Source organism: Streptomyces sp. NPDC027962, assembly GCF_055566095.1.
This window is the reverse complement of the sequence record NZ_JBVHTA010000027.1, coordinates 1-17,327: the sequence shown is the minus strand read 5'-3', so window position 1 is coordinate 17,327 and position 17,327 is coordinate 1. Positions and strand designations below refer to the sequence as shown.

The following is a 17,327-nucleotide window of genomic DNA, read 5'->3' as shown; positions in this document are numbered from 1 at the left end:
CTCGGCGTTCAGGGGGTGGTGCTACGGGAGGTTGTGGACGTGCGGTCCGACCGCGTTGGACCAGGCGTTGCCGGCCGTCGCGTCCCAGTTGGTGGACCAGGTCATCGCGCCCCGCAGCGCCGGGTAGGTCTTCGACGGCTTGAAGGAGCCGCAGTTCGTGCCGCGGGTCAGGCAGTCGAGGGCGTTCTTCACGACGGACGGGTCGACATAGCCGCTGCCCGCGCCCCGCGTGGAGGCGGGAACGCCGAGGCCGACCTGGGAGGCGTCGAGTCCGCCTTCGAGCTGGATGCAGGCGAGCGCCGTCAGGAAGTCGACCGAGCCCTGCGAGTAGACCTTGCCGTCGCAGCCGAGCATCGAGCCGCTGTTGTAGTACTGCATGTTGACGACGGTGAGGATGTCCTTCACCGCGAGCGCTGTCCTGAAGTACTCGGTGCCGGTGTTCTGCATGTCGATGGTCTGCGGCGCCATCGTCAGCACGAGCGAGGCACCCGCCTTCTGCGACAGCTGGCGCAGCGCCTTCGTCAGATACGTGGAGTTGATGCCGTGCTCGAGGTCGATGTCGACGCCGCTGAAGCCGTACTCCTGCATCAGGGCGTAGGCACTGTCCGCGAAGGCCGTGGCGGACGCGTCACTGTTGATGGTGACGTTGCCCTTCTCGCCGCCGACCGAGATGATCACGGACTTGCCTGCGGCCTTCTTGGCGGCGATGTCGGCCTTGAAGTCGGCGACGGACGCATAGCCGACGGCCGGGTCGAGGTTGAAGACGATCCGGCCGGGCGTCGCGGTCGAGTCAGCGAACGACACCGCGATGATGTCGTACTGCGACTGCACGTCCCGCAGCTTCTGCACGGTGGCGCCGTTGTTGAAGTTCTGCCAGTAACCGGTCAGCGCGTGCCTGGGCACCGCCGGGTTGCCCGGGTTGCCGCCCTCGCCGGTCCGGCCGGCGACCGCCGCCGACTTGGCCGACTCGCCCGCCGCGTTCGTGGCGGTGACCTGGAACTGGTACGAGGTGTTCGCGGCCAGGCCCGTCACCGTGGCCGAGGTGCCGGACACCGACTGGACCTTGGCGCCGTCGCGGTAGACGTTGTAGCCGGTCGCGCCCGAGACGGCGCCCCAGCTCAGCGCGACGGACGACGAGGTGACCGCGCCGACGGAGGGCGCGCCCGGAGCGGCGGGAACCACCGGGTCGGGGTCGCCGCCGCCCCCGCCGTCGGGGCCGAAGACGCTCACGTCGTCGGCGTGGTAGGCGGCCTGTCCGTACCAGCCGTGGGTGTAGACGGTCACCGAGGTGGTGTTCGCGCCGGTGGTGAAGGACGTGCTCAGCTTGGTCCAGCTGCTGCTGGGCGGCGTCCAGGTGGACACGTCGGTGGTCCCGGTGCCGCTCGCGCCCAGATACGCGTAGCCGCCCTGCACCCATGCGCTCAGCGCGTACGTGGAGTTGGGCTTGACCGCCACGGTCTGTGCGCACTTGGCGTTGTCCTGGCCTGCGGGCGTGGCCTCCAGGGCGCCGGCGCCGCTGCGCACCGGCGACGAGGCGGCGGCGCCGCCTCCGGAGCAGGTCCAGTTGGCGAGCCCCGACTCGAAACCGGCATTCTTGGCGACGTTGATGTCGGCGGCCTGCGCGGTCCCTGCGGTACCCATGAGCGTGAGCCCGGTGCCGACGGCGAGCGCCAGACCGGCGCCGAGCCATCTCCGTGAGCGTGTCGTGCGGTCCACTTGCGGCCTCCGGTGGGGGAGTTGGGGGGTGGGGATGAGATGGGGCGGGGGTGTGTGCCGGACGGTGGCCACCGTTGGGCAGTAAAGCTGGTCCAGACCAATCTGGTTGTCAAGGCCTCTGGCCGTGATTCGTCCTCGGCGCGGTGTTCTCTGCCTGGGCAGTCGTGGCTAGAGTGCTCATGCGGAAACGCGGAGTAGCGAGCACGGAGCAGTACGAGCAACACCGAGCAGCACGAGCACGGAGCAATAGGGATCTGCGGCCGCCGGACACCCCGGTGTCCGGAGCTGAACGGGGAACGAGCGTGCCGACCGCAATAGCAGTCACCAGCGCCGACCTGGTGCTACCGCCGACGGATCACCAGACGCCCACCGCCGCCCTGATCCACTCCCCGGACGTCCAGCCCCTCGACGCGGCGCTCGACGAGATGACCGCGCTGATCGACCACCACGGCTACGTCGTCGTCCTCTACCCCGCCTGCCTCCCTGCCGCCCACGAACAGCGGCTGCACACGATCCGCGCCGTGCTGGAGAGCGACCGCATAGCCCTCCTCGGGCTCGACCTGCCGCCGCTCGGTGTGGCCGTACTGGCACGGCAGATGCGGCAGCTGTCCATCTGCGACTTCAGCGCCGGGATCGTCGCCTCCGCCGCCCGGCTGCTGTCCCACTACGTCCACGCCGGCGCCCTGCTCGGCTCCGTCGCCAGACTCGACCGGATCGACGTCAGCCTCAAGTCCCACGCCAAGTCATGGATGCCCGGCACCCAGTTCGGCGTGCTGGCCAACCCGAAACCCCAGCTGGTCAGGCTCGGCAGCGGCGAACTCTCGGGCCCCGACTTCGCCACCCGGCTGCTCCTCGCCCGGGGGCAGCTCCAGTCGGAGTGGGTGACCGACACCCTCGCACCGGCCTGGCGCGTCCAGCACGTTCAGGAGGCACCGCTGCCCGCCGACTCCCCGCGCTGGTGGGGTACGCCCCGGCTGATCGAGTTCGCCGCCTACCTCCCGGACATCTCCGTCCTCTACCAACTGGTCGCTTCCGTACGGCGAGAGGTGTGCACATGGTGCGGCATCCAACTGATCGGTGACCGCTGCGGTTTCTGCTCGGCGCCCCTGACGGCAGCCTCGAGCCGCACCGCGGCGACCAGGGCCCTGACCGCGGGGCCGTGACCGCGGCCCGCCGCGCGCCGTGAGCACTGACGTCCGTCCTGCACCACCGTCCGTCCTGCACCACCGTCCGTCCCACACCACCGTCCGTCCCCGCGCCACCACCCGTCCCACGCCATCGAACGAGGTAGCCCCGCCCATGAATTCACGGCAGCGCCGCGGTGTTCTTCTGATACTGCTCTCGGTCGTCTGCGGCATCGCCGCCTTCGCCGGTGTGCTCACGGTGATGGCCGACGTGAATTCGAAGGTCGGCCCCGAGGTCACCGCCTACCGCGTCAAAGCGGACATAGCCCCGTACACACCACTCGAGGCGGACCAGTTCGAGAAGATCTCGATGCCCGAACGCTGGCTGTCGCGCAGTGCGGTGACCGATCTCGGCGTACTGGAAGGGAAGACCGCCGTCACCGAGCTGCGCCGCGGATCGCTGCTCCAGAGCGACATGATCGTGCAGAAGCCGCGTCTCGAGAGCGGCCAGCAGGAGATCGCCATCATGATCGACGCGGCCACCGGTGTGGCCGGCAAGATCCGCCCCGGCAACCTGGTCAACATCTTCGCCACCTTCGCCGCGCAGAACGACTCCGACACCGACCAGTCCCGGCTCATCGTCGCCAACGCGAAGGTCATCGACGTCGGAGAACTGACAGCCCTCGACCGCAAGAGCGGCGACCGCGCGAACGGCCCCCGGGAGGCGGTCCCCATCACGTTCGCGCTGAACACGGCCGACGCCCAGCGCGTCGCCTACGCCGAATCCTTCGCCGAGCATGTGCGCCTCGCGCTGCTGCCCGACGGCAGCCCCACCACCCTGCGGCCCGGCGACGGCAGCTACGACCTCTCAGAAGACAAGAACAAGTGAGGGCCGGATGACGACCCGTATCCTCCCCGCCGTCGGCGACCCCGACGCCGCCCGGTCCCTCACCAGCCTCCTGGGCCGGCTCCCCGACGCCGAACCGGTTCCGCCGGTCGGCGACTCCACCTCGCTCGTCGACATGCTGGCCCGGCTCGCCGCCCAGTCGCTCGACGAACTCCCCGAAGTCGTACTGGTCCACGAACTCATCGGACCCGTACCCGCCCTGGAGCTCATCCGGGACGTGGCCCTGCGCTTCCCCGCCGTCGGGGTCGTCCTCGTCACCGCCGACACCAGCCCCGGCCTGTACTCGGCCGCGATGGACTCCGGCGCCCGCGGCCTCGTCGGCCTCCCCCTCACGTACGAGGAACTGGCGCAGCGCGTCCAAGGGGCGGCCGGCTGGGCGGCGGGCGTACGACGGCACCTCGGGCACGGGCCCGAGGCGCCGCTCGGCGGGCCCGGCGGCACCGTCGTCACCGTCAGCGGCGCCAAGGGCGGCGTCGGCACGACGGTCACCGCGATCCAGCTCGCCCTGGCGTCCGCGGCCTCCGGCCACACCGTCGCCCTCGTCGACCTCGACCTCCAGGGCGGCGACATCGCCTCGTACCTGGACGTGCAGTTCCGGCGTTCCATCGTGGACCTCGCCGCCATCCAGGACATCGGCCCGCGCGTACTGCAGGACGCCGTCTTCAACCACGAGACGGGCGTGGCGCTGCTGCTCGCCCCGGCGGAGGGCGAACGGGCCGAGGACGTCAGCGACCGGCTGGTCCGGCAGACCGTCGGGGCGCTCCGGCAGCGCTACGAGGTCGTCGTCGTCGACTGCGGCACGCACATGAGCACGGCCAACGCCGCCGCCATCGAGCTGGCCGACACGACACTGCTGCTCACCACCCCCGACGTGGTGACCGTGCGGGCCACCAAGCGGATGGTGCGGCTCTGGGACAGGCTGCAGATCCGCAAGGCGGAGGAGACCGTCACGGTCGTCAACCGCCATACGCGGGGCACGGAGATCCAGCCCGCGCTGATCTCGAAGATCACCGCCACCAGGGTGGCGCGCTCGGCGGTACCGGCGAACTTCAAGGAGCTGCAGGGCGTCGTCGACGCGGGCCGCATGCAGGACCTCGAGGCCAAGTCGACCGTCAAGCAGGCCCTGTGGGGGCTGGCGGGCGAGCTGGGGCTGGTGAAGGACACGCCGGGGGAAGCCAGAGCGAACGGCGGCCGCTTCGGTGGCGGCCGGCGGCACGGGCGCGCGAAATGAACCGCCGCAGGTGGGGGGACAGGGGCCAGTCGGTCATCGAGTTCACCGGGATGGTGCCGATCATCCTGGTGACGCTCGCCGTGCTGTGGCAGTCGGCGCTGGTCGGCTACACCTTCGTCCTGGCGGGGAACGCGGCCGACAAGGCGGTGGCCGCCGGGTCGCGCGCGGACGGCGGCGGCGCGGCGGCGTGCGCGCGGGCCGCGCGGGAGGACGTGACGGGCGGATGGTCGGCCACGGTCGACTGCGGACCGGCGGGCGACCTCTACACGGCGGAAGTCGCCCTCGACGTGCCGCTGCTGTTCCCCGGCGTCAACCTGCCGATCACGGTGAAGGGCCGGGCCGCCGCGGCGACCGAGCGGAGGGACGGCCCATGACGCCCCATGAGGACGTGCGCATCACGCCCCATGCTGAAGCGCGTCCGCCGCACGAGGATGCGCGTCCGCCGCATGAGGATGCGCGTCCGGGGAAGCGTGCGGCGATACGCGACGACCGCGGCCAGGCGGTGATCGAGTACGGCGGCTGGCTGTTCCTGCTCCTCTTCGTCATGACGATCGCGGTGCAGGTGGGCCTCGCCGTGTATGCGGCCCAGCAGGCGGGCACGGCGGCGCGGGCGGCCGCGCGGGTGGCATCGCAGGGCGAGGCGACGACGAGCCCCGAGGCGGCGGGCCGGCAAGCGCTCAGCTCATGGCTCCGGGCCGAGATCAGCGCCCGCCCGGAAGGCGACGCGGTCACCGCCGACGCCACTGTCGTCATCCCGAGCGTGGTCCCCGGCATCGGCTTCGGCTCGGTCACCAAGAGCGCCACGATGCCCCTCGACGAGGAGTTGACGCGATGAGCCTGCGGGCACGCATCCAGCGCATCGACGGCCCCGGGCCGGCGAACGACCGGAGCGAGGAGAGCCGGCTCGTCGGCACCTACCGCGCAAAGCTCCTTGAGGAGATCGACCTCGCCGAGATGTCGACCCTCGCCGCCGGAGAGCGCCGCGCCCGCCTGGAGCGCGTACTCGGCCACATCATCAGCCGCGAGGGCCCGGTCCTGTCCACGGGCGAACGCGCGCACCTGATCCGCCGCGTCGTCGACGAGGCGCTCGGCCTCGGCATCCTCGAACCGCTCCTCGAGGACGCGTCGATCAGCGAGATCATGGTCAACGGCCCCGAGCAGGTCTTCGTCGAACGGGCCGGCCGGCTGGAGATGTTGCCGCTGCGCTTCTCCTCCACCGAGCAGCTGATGCAGACGATCGAGCGCATCGTCTCCACCGTCAACCGCCGCGTCGACGAGGCGAACCCGATGGTCGATGCCCGCCTGCCCACCGGCGAACGCGTCAACGTCATCATCCCGCCGCTCTCCCTGACCGGCCCGATCCTCACCATCCGCCGCTTCCCGCGTGCCTTCACCCTCCAGGAGATGATCGGCCTCGGCACCCTCGACGAGCACATCCTGATGCTGCTCGCGGGCCTGGTGCGCGCCAAGTTCAACGTGATCGTCTCGGGCGCCACCGGTACCGGGAAGACCACCCTCCTCAACGCCCTGTCGGGGCTCATCCCGGACGGCGAACGCATCGTCACCATCGAGGACTCGGCCGAGCTCCGGCTCCAGCAGACTCATGTCATCACCCTGGAGTCCCGCCCGGCCAACGTCGAGGGCAAGGGCCGGATCACCATCCGCGACCTCGTACGCAACTCCCTGCGCATGCGGCCCGACCGCATCATCGTCGGCGAGGTCCGTGGCGGCGAGACCCTCGACATGCTCCAGGCCATGTCGACCGGTCACGACGGCTCGCTGGCCACCGTCCACGCCAACAGCGCCGAAGACGCGCTGATGCGGCTTCAGACGCTGAGCTCCATGTCGGAGGTCGAGCTGCCGTTCGTCGCCATCCACGACCAGATCAACAGCGCCGTCGACGTCATCGTCCAGCTGACCCGGCATGCCGACGGAGCCCGCAAGATCACCGAGATCGCGGTCGTCGACTCGTACGGCCGCGAGGACTACCGCTTCGTGACCGTCTGCCGCTTCGAGGCGGAGCCGCCGTCCGGCGACGGGCGCGTGCACGGGCGGTTCCGTTACTGCCCGCTGCCCCGCCGCGTCGCGGAGCGCCTCTACATGGCGGGTGAGGCGATCCCGCCCGCTTTCGGGGTGGCCGACTCCCTGCTGCAGCTCGCCACCCGCACGCCGCCGGGCCTGAGCCCGGCCCCCGACCTGCGAGTGAGCCCCGACCTGCGTGGGAGCGCCGACCCGCAAGTGAGCCCCGACCGGCAAGACAGCCACGTGGTGCAAGACAGCCACGTGGTGCAAGACAGCCACGGGGTGCGAGACAACCACGAACCGCAAGAGGGCGAGGGTCCGCGGTGAACCTCCCGCTCCTGACCCTCGGCGTGACGCTGCTCGGCTGCGTGCTCGCCGTACTCGGCGTACGCGCATGGTCGGCCGGACAGGCGCAGCGGCAGGCCCTCGTGGACCGCATGACGCAGACCGGGCCACTCGCGATCGAGAGCGGCCGGCGACGCCGCTTCGCGGCCGTCGACAGCAGACTGCGCCGTACACGCCTGGGCAGGCGCATCGAACGGAGCCTCTCGGCGACCGGCCTCGACCTCACCGCCGGTGAGTACGCCGTCTACGCGGCGTCCGTTTTGCTTGCCCTGTACGGCCTCATGAGCGCCGTCTTCGCACCGTTCTTCGGCTTGCTGGCGGTGCTCATCGGCCTCTGGGGGGCGAACGGCTTCCTCAACTGGCAGCGCATGAAGCGCACCGAGGCCTTCATCAACCAGCTGCCGGAACTGACCCGTGTCCTGGCGAACGCCACCCAGGCCGGTCTCGCCCTGCGCACCGCGATCGGCATGGCCGTCGAGGAACTCGACGACCCGGCCCGCGAGGAGCTGCGCAGGGTGGCCGACCAACTGGAGCTCGGCCGCTCCCTCGACGACGCGCTCGGCGAACTCGTCGAACGCCTCCCGTCCCGCGAACTCACCGTCCTCGTCACCACCCTGATCCTCTCCAACCGGGCAGGCGGCACCATCGTCACCTCCCTGCGCAACCTCACCGAAACCCTGGAGGAGCGCAAGGAGACCCGGCGCGAGGTCACCACCCTGCTCTCCCAGGTCAAGGTCACCGCGGTGGCGGTACCGGTGCTCGGTACGGGATTCCTGCTGATCATCAACGGTATGCGGGACGGAGCGCTCGACGACATGACGAGCGCACTGGGCGGCCGGATCGCCGTGCTGATCGCCGCGGGCTTGTACGCACTCGGCTTCGTCCTCATCAACCGACTCACCCGCGTCCGCATCTGACGCCCGAGACCCGACCCACCTGGAGGGAGGCACACATGCTGGGACTCGCCCTGGCCGCCGTACTCGGCGTGGCCGTCTGCGGAGTCTTCCACGGCATCCGCATGTACCGGGCCGAGGCAAAGCTGCCGGGCGACCTCGCCGTCGCCCTGGAGGTCGGCGCGACCCGGACCAGCTACCCCGGCATGGCCATCGACCGCATGGGCGTGCGCTGGGCCCCCTCCGTCCTGCGACTGATGGGCCCGCGCCGGGTCGACCGCGTCCGCCGCAGACTCGACATGGCCGGCAACCCCGGCGGCCTGACCGTCGACCGCTACGCCGCCCGCCGCGCCGTCTACGGCGGCCTCGGCACACTCGTCGCCTTCGGCATGCTGATGAACGGCCACGTCGTCCTCGCGGTTCTCTTCCTCCTCTACGGCCTGTTCTGGACGGACGTGCTGCTGCGAGCGGCCATCGCCCGCCGCCGCGACGACATCGAGCGCACACTTCCGGACTTTCTCGACGTCCTCGCGGTCGTCGTCTCCGCCGGCCTCGGCTTCCGCCAGGCCCTGGAACGCGTCGCGGAGAAGTACGAGGGCCCCTGGTCCGACGAACTGCGCATCACCCTCCGCCAGATGGACATGGGCATGGGCCGCCGCGAGGCCTTCGAACAACTGCGCCGCCGCAACGAGTCGGACCAGGTGTCCATGTTCGTCTCCGCGCTCCAACAGGGCGAGGAGCTGGGCGCCCCGATCGTCGACACCCTGATCCAGATCGCCAACGACATGCGCAGAACGGACGCCCAGAACGCCCGCCGCAAGGCGGCCAAGGCAGTACCGAAGGCGACGCTGATCGTCACGAGCTTCATGCTGCCGGGAACGATGATCCTGATCGTGGCCGGCTTCTACTACGCGGCGGACGTCGACTTCGGCGCGATATTCGGGGGGTGACCGGAAGTCGATCGAGGGCTGATTCAGGGGTGATTCGCCCAACACTCTTCGCTCACGCAAGCGAATGTGGGAGATTCTCCCCGGAGGCCTGGGTGTAGCCGGGAGACTCCAAGGAGTGATCAGCGGCGAGGGAGGCCGGACCGACATGAACCAGCGGTCCGTCGAAGGGGAACGAGGGGTACGCCATGAAGGACTTCGGCCTCAGGGTCGTGACCGCGATGAGGCTCCGCAGGGACCGGGGGCAGGGGTCGATCGAGTACGTGGGGATCACGATTCTGGTGGTGGCGATCGTGGTGCTGCTGCTGCAGACGAACGTGGGCAACGACATCGCCAACACCTTCCGGGAGAAGATCAATTCGGTTCTCGGCGGCGGCGGCGGCGGAGGAGGTGCCGGTGGGGGAGGCGGCTGATTCCGTCAGTGCACGAGGACACCGGGCAGGCCACTCCGCTCTACATCGCGGCGGTCGTCGGGTTGCTCTTTCTCGTCCTCGTGTATCTCGCCTTCGGGCAGGCCGACGTGACGCGCAACGGCGCGCAGACCGCAGCCGATGCCGCAGCACTGGCCGCAGCCCAGGAGTCCAGAGACGAATTGGACCTCGCGGATGTCCTCGACGACCTTGAGGCCATCTTCGACGGCGAGGTACCGGCCGAGACGCCGGACGGTTGTGTGCGCGCCGTGGATTTCGCCACCCGGAACGACGCCGTGGCCGGTTACGACGACTGCGTGCCGTTGAGCGACGGCCGTTGGGGCTTCACTGTCGACGTCGAATCCCGGGAGTCGATGGGCAGCAGCGTCATCGAAGGAACTGAGAGCAAACACGCCGCAGCCACCGCCACCGCTGTGGTCGAACCGCGCTGCACCTTCGCAGCCGAGGAGATCGAAGCCCCCGAGCCCGATGAGGACGAGGAGCAGAGGCCGTCCCCGGGCACACTGCGCTGCGACTCCGAGGACTGGGTCATAGACCCCGAGAATCTGGATCTACTGCCCGACATGGCAGACCTCTTCACCGTCCGACTGGCTGAGGACTGAGCCTGATGAATGCAAAGGAACAGGATTGATGAGCATGCGGCACATGAGGACCATGCGCCGGGCCGGGGCGGCCGCCTTGCTGTCGACCGCCTTGATCTTCTCTCTGTCGGCGTGCGGTGGAGACGGCGAAAAGACTGACTCGAACGGATCCGCTTCGTCCGCTCCTTCCGGCTCCGACGGCGGAAACAAGGGCAGCACCGCACCAGAGGCAGCCCCCAGCACGCCCAGTGAACCCATCGCGACGGTGAAGGGGGACAAGGGGCTTGAAATGGCCGTGTTCTCGGCGCGACGTGATGACGGCGGCTTCCTCACCGTGGATGGCCAGTTCAAGAACGTCAGTTCGGCCGGATTCACCGTCCCGGTCAACTGGAACGGCATGGAGCAGGCCGTAGCCGCTACAGGCAATTCGCTTGCCGCGATGACACTGGTCGATTCGAAGGGCAAGAAGCGGTACTACGTGTTGCGCGACACCGACAACCGGCCGCTCACGACGTACGCCTACGGCAACCTCATCAAGGCCGGTGACACCTTGGCCTTCTTCGCCCAGTTTCCCGCACCGCCTGCCGACACCACAGAGCTGGCCCTCCAGTTCCCCGGCTTCCCCAGCACCACGATCGAGCTGTCCTGATGAGCGCCACGACCAGGACCGCCACCGCCTTCGTCCTTGCCGGCGCGCTCTCCCTCGGCCTCCTCGCCGCGGGCGACGCCTTCGCCGACGACGGCCCGTACGCTGCGCCGCCCGCCGAGGCGCCGGTCAAGATCGACGCCAACGACTCGGATCTGAAGCTTCCCGAGGGTGCGACGCTCGCCGACCCCAAGGTCATCGACATCAAGTCCGTCGTCGAAGACATCAGCGGCGAGGAGCGCCGCGAGGAGACCAACTCCGACATGAAGTTCGCGCTCCAGGCCGAGGTGCTGTTCGGCATGGACAGCTCGAAGCTCTCGGGCGAGGCGACGGCCCGTATCGCCGCCATCGCCGCGGAGGTCAAGACGCAGGGTGCCAAGAAGGTCCGCGTCTTCGGCTTCACCGACGATCTCGGCTCGGAGGCCCACGGCGAAGAACTCTCCAAGAAGCGCGCGGACGCTGTGCACAGTGTGCTGTCCCAGCAGCTGAGCGCCGAGGGCATCACGTACGAGATCCGCGGTTACGGCGAGGACTATCCCATCGCGAGCAACACGACGGAGGAGGGCCGCCGCAAGAACCGGCGGGTGGAGGTGTCGTTCCCGCGGGAGTGATCCCCCGGCTTGCCGCTAAAGCAGGTGGTCGGCCTTGCCGGCCTTGATCTCTCGGATCAGGGTCCGCAGGGCCTCACGGTTGTCGGTGAGGGGGCGGTCCTCCTGGCCGGCTATGGCGATGTAGCCGTTGCCTTCGGCGTCGGTGCCTATGCGGAAGCAATTGTTGCCCTCTCCGCAGAAGGCGTCTTCCCAGTTGATCCCAGTCATGTCGTCGTCCCTGTCAGAGGTCGCGTGCGATGGAGTGGATGAAGTCCCGCGACTGGTCGGACGGGAGGGCAGCGCCGTCCATCCAGCTCAGGTGGGTCCGGTACTTGGCCAGTTGGGCCTCGGCGTGCATGAAGTCGGGGCCGTGGGCGGAGTCGAGTTGCACGGTGTCCAGTTGAGGCACGCTGCCTTCCGCATAGAGGATGGCGTGCCCCGCACCGGGGAAGGCTCCGCTCTCGACCGGGACGACTCGTAGCGCGATGCAGTCGCGTTCGGACACGGAGCGCAGGTATTCGAGCTGTGCCCGCATGACCTGGGTGCCACCGATGTGCATCCGTAGTGCCGCCTCGTGGACGTAACCGACGTACGGTACAGGTGTCTCACGCTCGAGTACCTTCTGGCGCTGCATCCGATGAGTCATGCGCAGCTCTACCTCCAACCGGGACAGCGGCGGGAGTACTGCGCCGAAGACCGCGCGTGCGTAGTCCTCTGTCTGGAGTAGGCCGGGTACGTGAACTACCTGCATGGTGTGCAGGCGGTCGGCGTGCCATTCGAGTTCCGCGATGTCGAGCATGCCCTGGGGAAGTGTGCCGCGGTACTGGTCCCACCAGCCCCGCTCGCTTGCTGAAGCCATGTGGATCAGCGCGTCCACGTAACCCTGGTCAGCACACTCGTAGTTGCACGCGAGGGTTCGTACCCGCTCAGGGGCGAACTGACGGACTCCCGATTCCATATTGGAGATCTTGGTCCTGTCGATGCCCAGCAGCCCTGCCGCGTACTCCGTCGTCACCCCGGCTGCTGTGCGCATCTTCCTCAGCTCGGCGCCCAGCCGCTTCTGGCGTTCCGTCGGTGTGGCTCGTGTCGGCATGCTGCCCCTTCGTGGGCGGTCGGTCGGGGATCAGTCTGCCGCCGTACATGCGTGCCGGTCCACTCCAAAGTGGCAATTACTCTCATCTAGGTGGCACATGTGCCACGCAATTCCCTAGGTTGAATGCCGCACAGCTCATGCAACGCCGAGTCGGAAGTGCATCACGTGTGCCTGCCCGAACCTCCATCCCTGGGAGGGGGAGGCCCGCGTCAGGGAGACAGGCCACCACTCGAGCGAGCCAAAAGCACACCACGACCCTGGAGTTCGCCATGCCTTCCACCCTCCGACCGGCCGCGCTCTGCCCCGTACCTCCGCGCCGCCCCATGCGTACGGCCGTACCTCCCGATGCGCACCGCCGGTCAGGCTCGGCCCTGAGCCTGACCCTCCCCGGCGTTGCCCGCAGCGTGGCCGTGGGCCGGGCCGCAGTAACCTCCGCCCTCCATGCCCACCGCCTCGACGCCTTCACGTTCCCCGCCGTACAGGCCGCCTCCGAACTGATCGCCGTCGCCACTCGCCTGACGCCGACCGACGACGTCTACCTCTCCCTCCGCCAACGCGACGACGCCCTGCGTCTCGTCGTCTGGGACCAGCACGCGCGCCACGCGGACCCAGTTGCCCGCTCCGCCTGCGAGGACCGCCGACTGCACGCGCTCTGGCTGCTCGCGGCCGTCGTGGACGACTGGGGCGGGACGTGGGGCATCTGCCGGACGCAGTCGCCCCACCAGGGCACCAAGTCCTGGGTGCTCCTGCCCCGATGACGCCCCCCACCAAGGCGCGGCCCGACGGCATTCCAGTCCATAGGCGCGACCCGAGCGCGCTCCGGCCCGCCCGGTCGTCCGGTGTGGCGTGGGGCCGCCCTCCTGGTCTTGATGGTCGCGGCTCCGTGCCGTGCGTCAAGGGCGCTCGGTCGTTCCTCCCTCGCGTCGCCTTCGGCGATTCCGCTTCGCTCCACCCTTGACCCCCGCCCCTCCGCCGCTGGTAACGCACCTGGGAGGGCGGCCGGGGGAAGGGTCCCCCATCGGGCCGGCCGTCGCGGGCCGCCGTAGGGGCCTGCGGGAGGGTGGGCCCTGAGGGGCACGCGACAGTGGCATGGGGCGGCCCGGCTCGGCTCAGCGACTGCGGGCGAGGGGCAGGTCGAGGCGCATGCCCCGCTCACGGCCCGGGGAGGTGTGGAGCGGTCTCGGCGGCCAGTGTCTCAGAGGGTCGGGGCCCGCCCCCGTGTCGGGACGCCCGGGGGCGTGCCGGGCACCCTTACTCCGGGCATCCAGCCTGGTTCTGGAGTTGTGGGCACTTTGGGACGACGGGTCGGGGCGATGCGGGCAGAAGGTGTCTCGAAGTGCCCACAACTCCAGATCGGCACTCCATAATCTCTGCTTGCCCGCCTTGTTCTCCCTTGCTGCACCACCGGGGCGCTCCGACGAACCCGCTCGACATTTCAGGGCCCGCCTTACGGCCTCCCGGACCGTGACCAGCCAGGCATGAAGCGCAGCCTCCCGACCACTGTGAGTCGCTGAGCCGAGCCGGGCCGCCCCACACCACCGCCGCGTGTCCCGCAGGTCCACGAGCCGACGGGCCCCCACGGCGGCCCGCGACGGACGGCCCGATGGGTGGACCTTCCCCGGCCGCCCTCCCGAGAGCGTTTCCAGCGGCGGAGGGGCGGGGGTCAAGGGTGGAGCGAAGCGCAATCGCCGCAGGCGACGCGGAGGGAGGAACGACCGAAGCGCCCTTGACGCACGCCCCGGAGCCGCGACCATCAAGACCAGGAGGGCGGCCCCACATCAACCGGGCAACCGGGCCCGATCCAGGAGGCGTCCACGCAGAACCAGCGGACCGGGCCGCGACCGGACCCGTAAGACGCCATACCGAACAACCCGGCCTGCTTCGACGGTCGGCATCATTCCCGGGAGAGGTCCGCCAGCGCACTGCGGATCGACGCGAGGACCGCCGTCGGCCTCCAGAAGACCTCGTTCGCCGTGAATCGCAGCACGCGCCGTACGCCCTCACAGCCGGACAGCTCGTTGAAGCGCCGCACGTCTCGCTCGTGAGCTGCGCGCGTGCCGTGGAAGGCATAGCCCTCGATCTCGACGACCAGCCCCTCGCGACGGAAGAGGAAGTCAGGGCGGAGGGTGCTGCCACCTGGTGTGCGCAGCACGACCTGCGACTCCGGGTACAGCCCGGCGTCGTGCATGCGTAAACGGGCAAAGGTCTCTGCCGGGGACCCGGCCGCCGGGTCTGTGAGGCGTACCCACCGCCGCGCCTGCTGCGCCCCGCGCAGGGGCGGGGCGAGCTCGGCCATGATGCCGGCCGGGGTCACCAAGGCCGGGCGGATCACGCCCGCGACTCGGCGACGCGACATGGCGGAGTCCGCGGCGACGACAGCGTCATCACGAGGTCCGGCGCGCAGGAGGTCGGCGACCGTTCGTGCGGGAGTGGTCACGGCCAGCCCTTTCCGCACGGTCCGGTCCGTGTCGGTGAGACGCGTCGTTTGCACACGAACGCCCGGCGGCCGGTCGGTTGAGCCGCGATACGTTGCGCTGAACTCCAGCAGGCCGGAATGAGGGCCGTTCCCCAGCAGTTCGATCCTGTGCAGTGCAGCGGCGGCGGTGTGGCTGCAGACCAGATGAGGCCTCAGTATCTGCATCGCTCGGGCCCGCAGGCGCCAGTCCACGGCCACGCCCGGTGCTGACCACGCGCCCCTGTAGATCTGCAGCCAGCCGTCGTTGCGAAGCCGCCGGGTGAGCTGACGAGGCGGCCAGCCGACGGCCAGTGCCTGTGAGGTCAGCAGCACGCCGTTGTGCGCCAGATTCGTCAAGTCCCTCATGGCGGCCAGGTTCCGTGATCCGACCGACGGTTCGCACCCCCCTGTGGACAACCTGCGACCGGTCGGGGGAGGTGCCTGATGTTGGCTCAATTGCCGCTGTGAAGGCCGATACGCAGCCAAGATAGGATGATCTGCGGCGCGTTGTGACAACGGGGAGGCGCTGTGAGCAACGGGGGAGACGGGACGACATCGCCCGATTCGGGGCAGTCGTTCGACAGTCTGTACGCGGTGAATCCGCAAATGGCCTTGAAGATCGAGGCCGAGAAGATGAAGGCCTTCAAGACCCGGGTCGACAAGCTCCTGATTGAGCTCGACGGCTCGGAGGCGGCCCCCGGCAGGATGGGCGACGACCGCCTCCGCCGCGCTCAGCTCGGCGCACCCGAGCTCGGGGAGGCCCAGTTCCTCTTCGAGTCGTACGGCATCGTCCACGACGAGCTCACCAAGCTGTCCAAAGTCCTCGGGGCGCAGATCGAGGGCATGGGCCTGGCCGTCCAGACTTCCCGGGTGGGCTACGAGGACGTCGACGACGACATCCGAGCCCGCATGAAGGCCATCAACGCCCAGGTGGAGTCGTACTACGACAGGAACCGCGACCCGTTCATCGAGGACGCGCCCACCGAGAAGGAAGCCGACAAGAAGACGGGCTTCTGACAGCCTGCGCGGCACAGAACCACCACGGGGGAGAACATGACAGACCGGCCTGGCGGCAGGACGCCGCAGCCGCAGCCTCGAAGCACGGACTTCGAGTCGATGACCCACCAGCAGCTCATCTCCCTGCTGGCCTCCGCCGACCCGTCCGGGGCCTCCACGCTCGCCACGAAGCTGGCGAAGGCGGCGTCGACCATCACCAAGCTCGGCGAGGACATCAGGACGCACGTCACCGGCCTGCCCTGGCACGGCGAGGGCGGCGACGCGTTCCGCGACTGGGGCAGTCAGACGGCGAGCGCGACGCTCCGGCTCGGGCAGTACAGCGAGGTCGCGTCGCGCTGGATGGAGCAGGTGTCGCAGGCGATCACGGAGGCGAAGGCGGCGATGCCGCCATTGTCGGAGACGACGCAGGCCCAAGGGGCGCTCCGCAAAGCGGAGTCCAGCCTCGCGACCGCCACCGACCCCGCCAACCGCAACGACCCCGATGCCCGCACCGCCGCTCGCTCGGCCGAGTCCGACGCGACCGCCGCGCAGGGCCGCATCGACGCGGCCCGGGGGGAGGCGGCGCTGCGGCTGCGGAAGCTGGCGCAGACGTACGAGTTCTCAGCCCAGCAGGTCAACAGCGTGACCCCGCCGACGTTTCCGCCGCCGGCGATGTACTTGGGCGGTGACTGGCGCGACCCGGGCCGATATCGGGCGTTGCCGGGTGATGGGTCGGCTGCGCCCGGTTCAGCTGAGGCCGGACCCGAGTCGTCGAGGGACATGTCTCCCATCTCTTCAAGCGTCGAGGCGCCCCGGTCGGCGAGATACTCCGACGACGTGGCGTTCGGGCCCAGTCGGCGTGAGATCCCGACACGAATGGAACTCGACAACCTGGCGCCTGTGACCTCGGCGCCACCCGCGCCCACGAGCCCGCTGCCTCCTGCTGAGACGCCCGCCAGCCGACCTGACCTGACAGGAGCGCCGCCTGCGGTGCCACCTCCGGCTCCCGGGCGCAAAACAGTCACCCCTTCGACTCCACCGATCACCGGACGCTCAGGCACAGGTGGGCCTCGGCAACCCTCTTTGCCCGGTCGGACGCCGCAGAACACCGGCACGCCGGGACGTCTGCCCCGCGACAACGGCATCACCGGTGGACGGCCTGTGCCACCCGCCGCCAGCGGCCCGGCGAAGGGGCTTCCGCGTGGCACCGTTGTCGGGGGTGAAGGAATGACGTCCCGAGGGCCCATGGGTCACGGCCCTAGGTGTTCTGTCCATGGAGGTTGGTGACAGCGATCACTGACGTGGGATCTTGAAATGGGTGAGGGCCTTCTGGCTCGGTGTGGATTGCGA

At 69.5% G+C, this 17,327-nt stretch carries 18 protein-coding genes and 1 pseudogene; 15 read left to right on the top strand and 4 right to left on the bottom strand.

Annotation, left to right across the window (positions count from 1 at the left end):
* Positions 1-21: 21 nt before the first annotated feature.
* Positions 22-1,716, bottom strand: a complete 1,695-nt coding sequence (locus ACZ4SA_RS23715; RefSeq protein WP_468277835.1) for a chitinase — start codon at positions 1,714-1,716, stop codon at positions 22-24.
* A gap of 302 nt (positions 1,717-2,018) precedes the next feature.
* Here ACZ4SA_RS23715 and ACZ4SA_RS23710 point away from each other — a divergent pair, with 302 nt between their 5' ends.
* From ACZ4SA_RS23710 to ACZ4SA_RS23655, 12 genes and pseudogenes are all read left to right on the top strand, one after another.
* The gene (locus ACZ4SA_RS23710; protein ID WP_468277833.1) at positions 2,019-2,879 is read left to right on the top strand and encodes a hypothetical protein; all 861 of its coding nucleotides are present in this window, start codon (positions 2,019-2,021) and stop codon (positions 2,877-2,879) included.
* Positions 2,880-3,015: 136 nt separating this feature from the next.
* The gene (gene cpaB, locus ACZ4SA_RS23705; protein WP_468277830.1) at positions 3,016-3,729 is read left to right on the top strand and encodes a Flp pilus assembly protein CpaB; all 714 of its coding nucleotides are present in this window, start codon (positions 3,016-3,018) and stop codon (positions 3,727-3,729) included.
* A gap of 7 nt (positions 3,730-3,736) precedes the next feature.
* Positions 3,737-4,978, top strand: a complete 1,242-nt coding sequence (locus ACZ4SA_RS23700) for an AAA family ATPase (protein WP_468277827.1) — start codon at positions 3,737-3,739, stop codon at positions 4,976-4,978.
* Complete coding sequence (locus tag ACZ4SA_RS23695; protein ID WP_468277825.1) at positions 4,975-5,352, top strand: pilus assembly protein; 378 nt, start codon at positions 4,975-4,977, stop codon at positions 5,350-5,352. Before ACZ4SA_RS23700 ends, ACZ4SA_RS23695 begins: the two co-directional genes overlap by 4 nt.
* On the top strand, positions 5,349-5,813 hold the full coding sequence (locus tag ACZ4SA_RS23690; protein ID WP_468277823.1) for a TadE/TadG family type IV pilus assembly protein: 465 nt from the start codon (positions 5,349-5,351) through the stop codon (positions 5,811-5,813). The genes ACZ4SA_RS23695 and ACZ4SA_RS23690 overlap by 4 nt, the downstream gene beginning before the upstream one ends.
* Positions 5,810-7,144 (top strand): annotated as a pseudogene (locus tag ACZ4SA_RS23685) (CpaF family protein); the annotation flags it as partial. The gene ACZ4SA_RS23690 and the pseudogene ACZ4SA_RS23685, both read left to right, overlap by 4 nt.
* 179 nt (positions 7,145-7,323) lie before the next feature.
* The gene (locus tag ACZ4SA_RS23680; RefSeq protein ID WP_468277820.1) at positions 7,324-8,262 is read left to right on the top strand and encodes a type II secretion system F family protein; all 939 of its coding nucleotides are present in this window, start codon (positions 7,324-7,326) and stop codon (positions 8,260-8,262) included.
* Between the two features lie 38 nt (positions 8,263-8,300).
* Positions 8,301-9,188 carry a DUF5936 domain-containing protein gene (locus ACZ4SA_RS23675; protein ID WP_468278020.1) on the top strand — a complete coding sequence of 296 codons (888 nt, stop codon included), beginning with the start codon at positions 8,301-8,303 and terminating at the stop codon, positions 9,186-9,188.
* Positions 9,189-9,373: 185 nt separating this feature from the next.
* Positions 9,374-9,598: a hypothetical protein gene (locus ACZ4SA_RS23670; protein WP_468277818.1), complete on the top strand. Its 225-nt coding sequence runs from the start codon at positions 9,374-9,376 to the stop codon at positions 9,596-9,598.
* A gap of 8 nt (positions 9,599-9,606) precedes the next feature.
* Positions 9,607-10,218: a pilus assembly protein TadG-related protein gene (locus ACZ4SA_RS23665; protein WP_468277815.1), complete on the top strand. Its 612-nt coding sequence runs from the start codon at positions 9,607-9,609 to the stop codon at positions 10,216-10,218.
* Positions 10,219-10,246: 28 nt separating this feature from the next.
* Positions 10,247-10,846 (top strand): hypothetical protein, encoded by a 600-nt coding sequence (locus tag ACZ4SA_RS23660; RefSeq protein WP_468277812.1) that lies wholly within the window; start codon positions 10,247-10,249, stop codon positions 10,844-10,846.
* A complete protein-coding gene (locus tag ACZ4SA_RS23655; protein ID WP_468277809.1) occupies positions 10,846-11,454 on the top strand; it encodes an OmpA family protein in 609 nt (202 codons plus the stop codon). Before ACZ4SA_RS23660 ends, ACZ4SA_RS23655 begins: the two co-directional genes overlap by 1 nt.
* Before the next feature lie 15 nt (positions 11,455-11,469).
* On the opposite strand, the gene ACZ4SA_RS23650 is transcribed toward ACZ4SA_RS23655, so the two are convergent.
* Complete coding sequence (locus ACZ4SA_RS23650) at positions 11,470-11,661, bottom strand: hypothetical protein (RefSeq protein ID WP_468277806.1); 192 nt, start codon at positions 11,659-11,661, stop codon at positions 11,470-11,472.
* 13 nt (positions 11,662-11,674) lie between these two features.
* Positions 11,675-12,526, bottom strand: a complete 852-nt coding sequence (locus tag ACZ4SA_RS23645) for a helix-turn-helix domain-containing protein (protein ID WP_468277803.1) — start codon at positions 12,524-12,526, stop codon at positions 11,675-11,677.
* A gap of 269 nt (positions 12,527-12,795) precedes the next feature.
* Between ACZ4SA_RS23645 and ACZ4SA_RS23640 the strand changes: the two genes are divergently transcribed.
* Positions 12,796-13,284 (top strand): ATP-binding protein, encoded by a 489-nt coding sequence (locus tag ACZ4SA_RS23640; RefSeq protein ID WP_468277799.1) that lies wholly within the window; start codon positions 12,796-12,798, stop codon positions 13,282-13,284.
* Positions 13,285-14,420: 1,136 nt separating this feature from the next.
* On the opposite strand, the gene ACZ4SA_RS23635 is transcribed toward ACZ4SA_RS23640, so the two are convergent.
* Positions 14,421-15,347 (bottom strand): hypothetical protein, encoded by a 927-nt coding sequence (locus tag ACZ4SA_RS23635; protein WP_468277797.1) that lies wholly within the window; start codon positions 15,345-15,347, stop codon positions 14,421-14,423.
* A 240-nt stretch (positions 15,348-15,587) separates the two neighbouring features.
* On the opposite strand from ACZ4SA_RS23635, the gene ACZ4SA_RS23630 reads away from it, so the two are divergent.
* Both ACZ4SA_RS23630 and ACZ4SA_RS23625 read left to right on the top strand, forming a co-directional pair.
* Positions 15,588-15,998: a hypothetical protein gene (locus ACZ4SA_RS23630; protein ID WP_468277795.1), complete on the top strand. Its 411-nt coding sequence runs from the start codon at positions 15,588-15,590 to the stop codon at positions 15,996-15,998.
* Between the two features lie 36 nt (positions 15,999-16,034).
* Complete coding sequence (locus tag ACZ4SA_RS23625; protein ID WP_468277792.1) at positions 16,035-17,264, top strand: WXG100 family type VII secretion target; 1,230 nt, start codon at positions 16,035-16,037, stop codon at positions 17,262-17,264.
* Positions 17,265-17,327 lie beyond the last annotated feature (63 nt).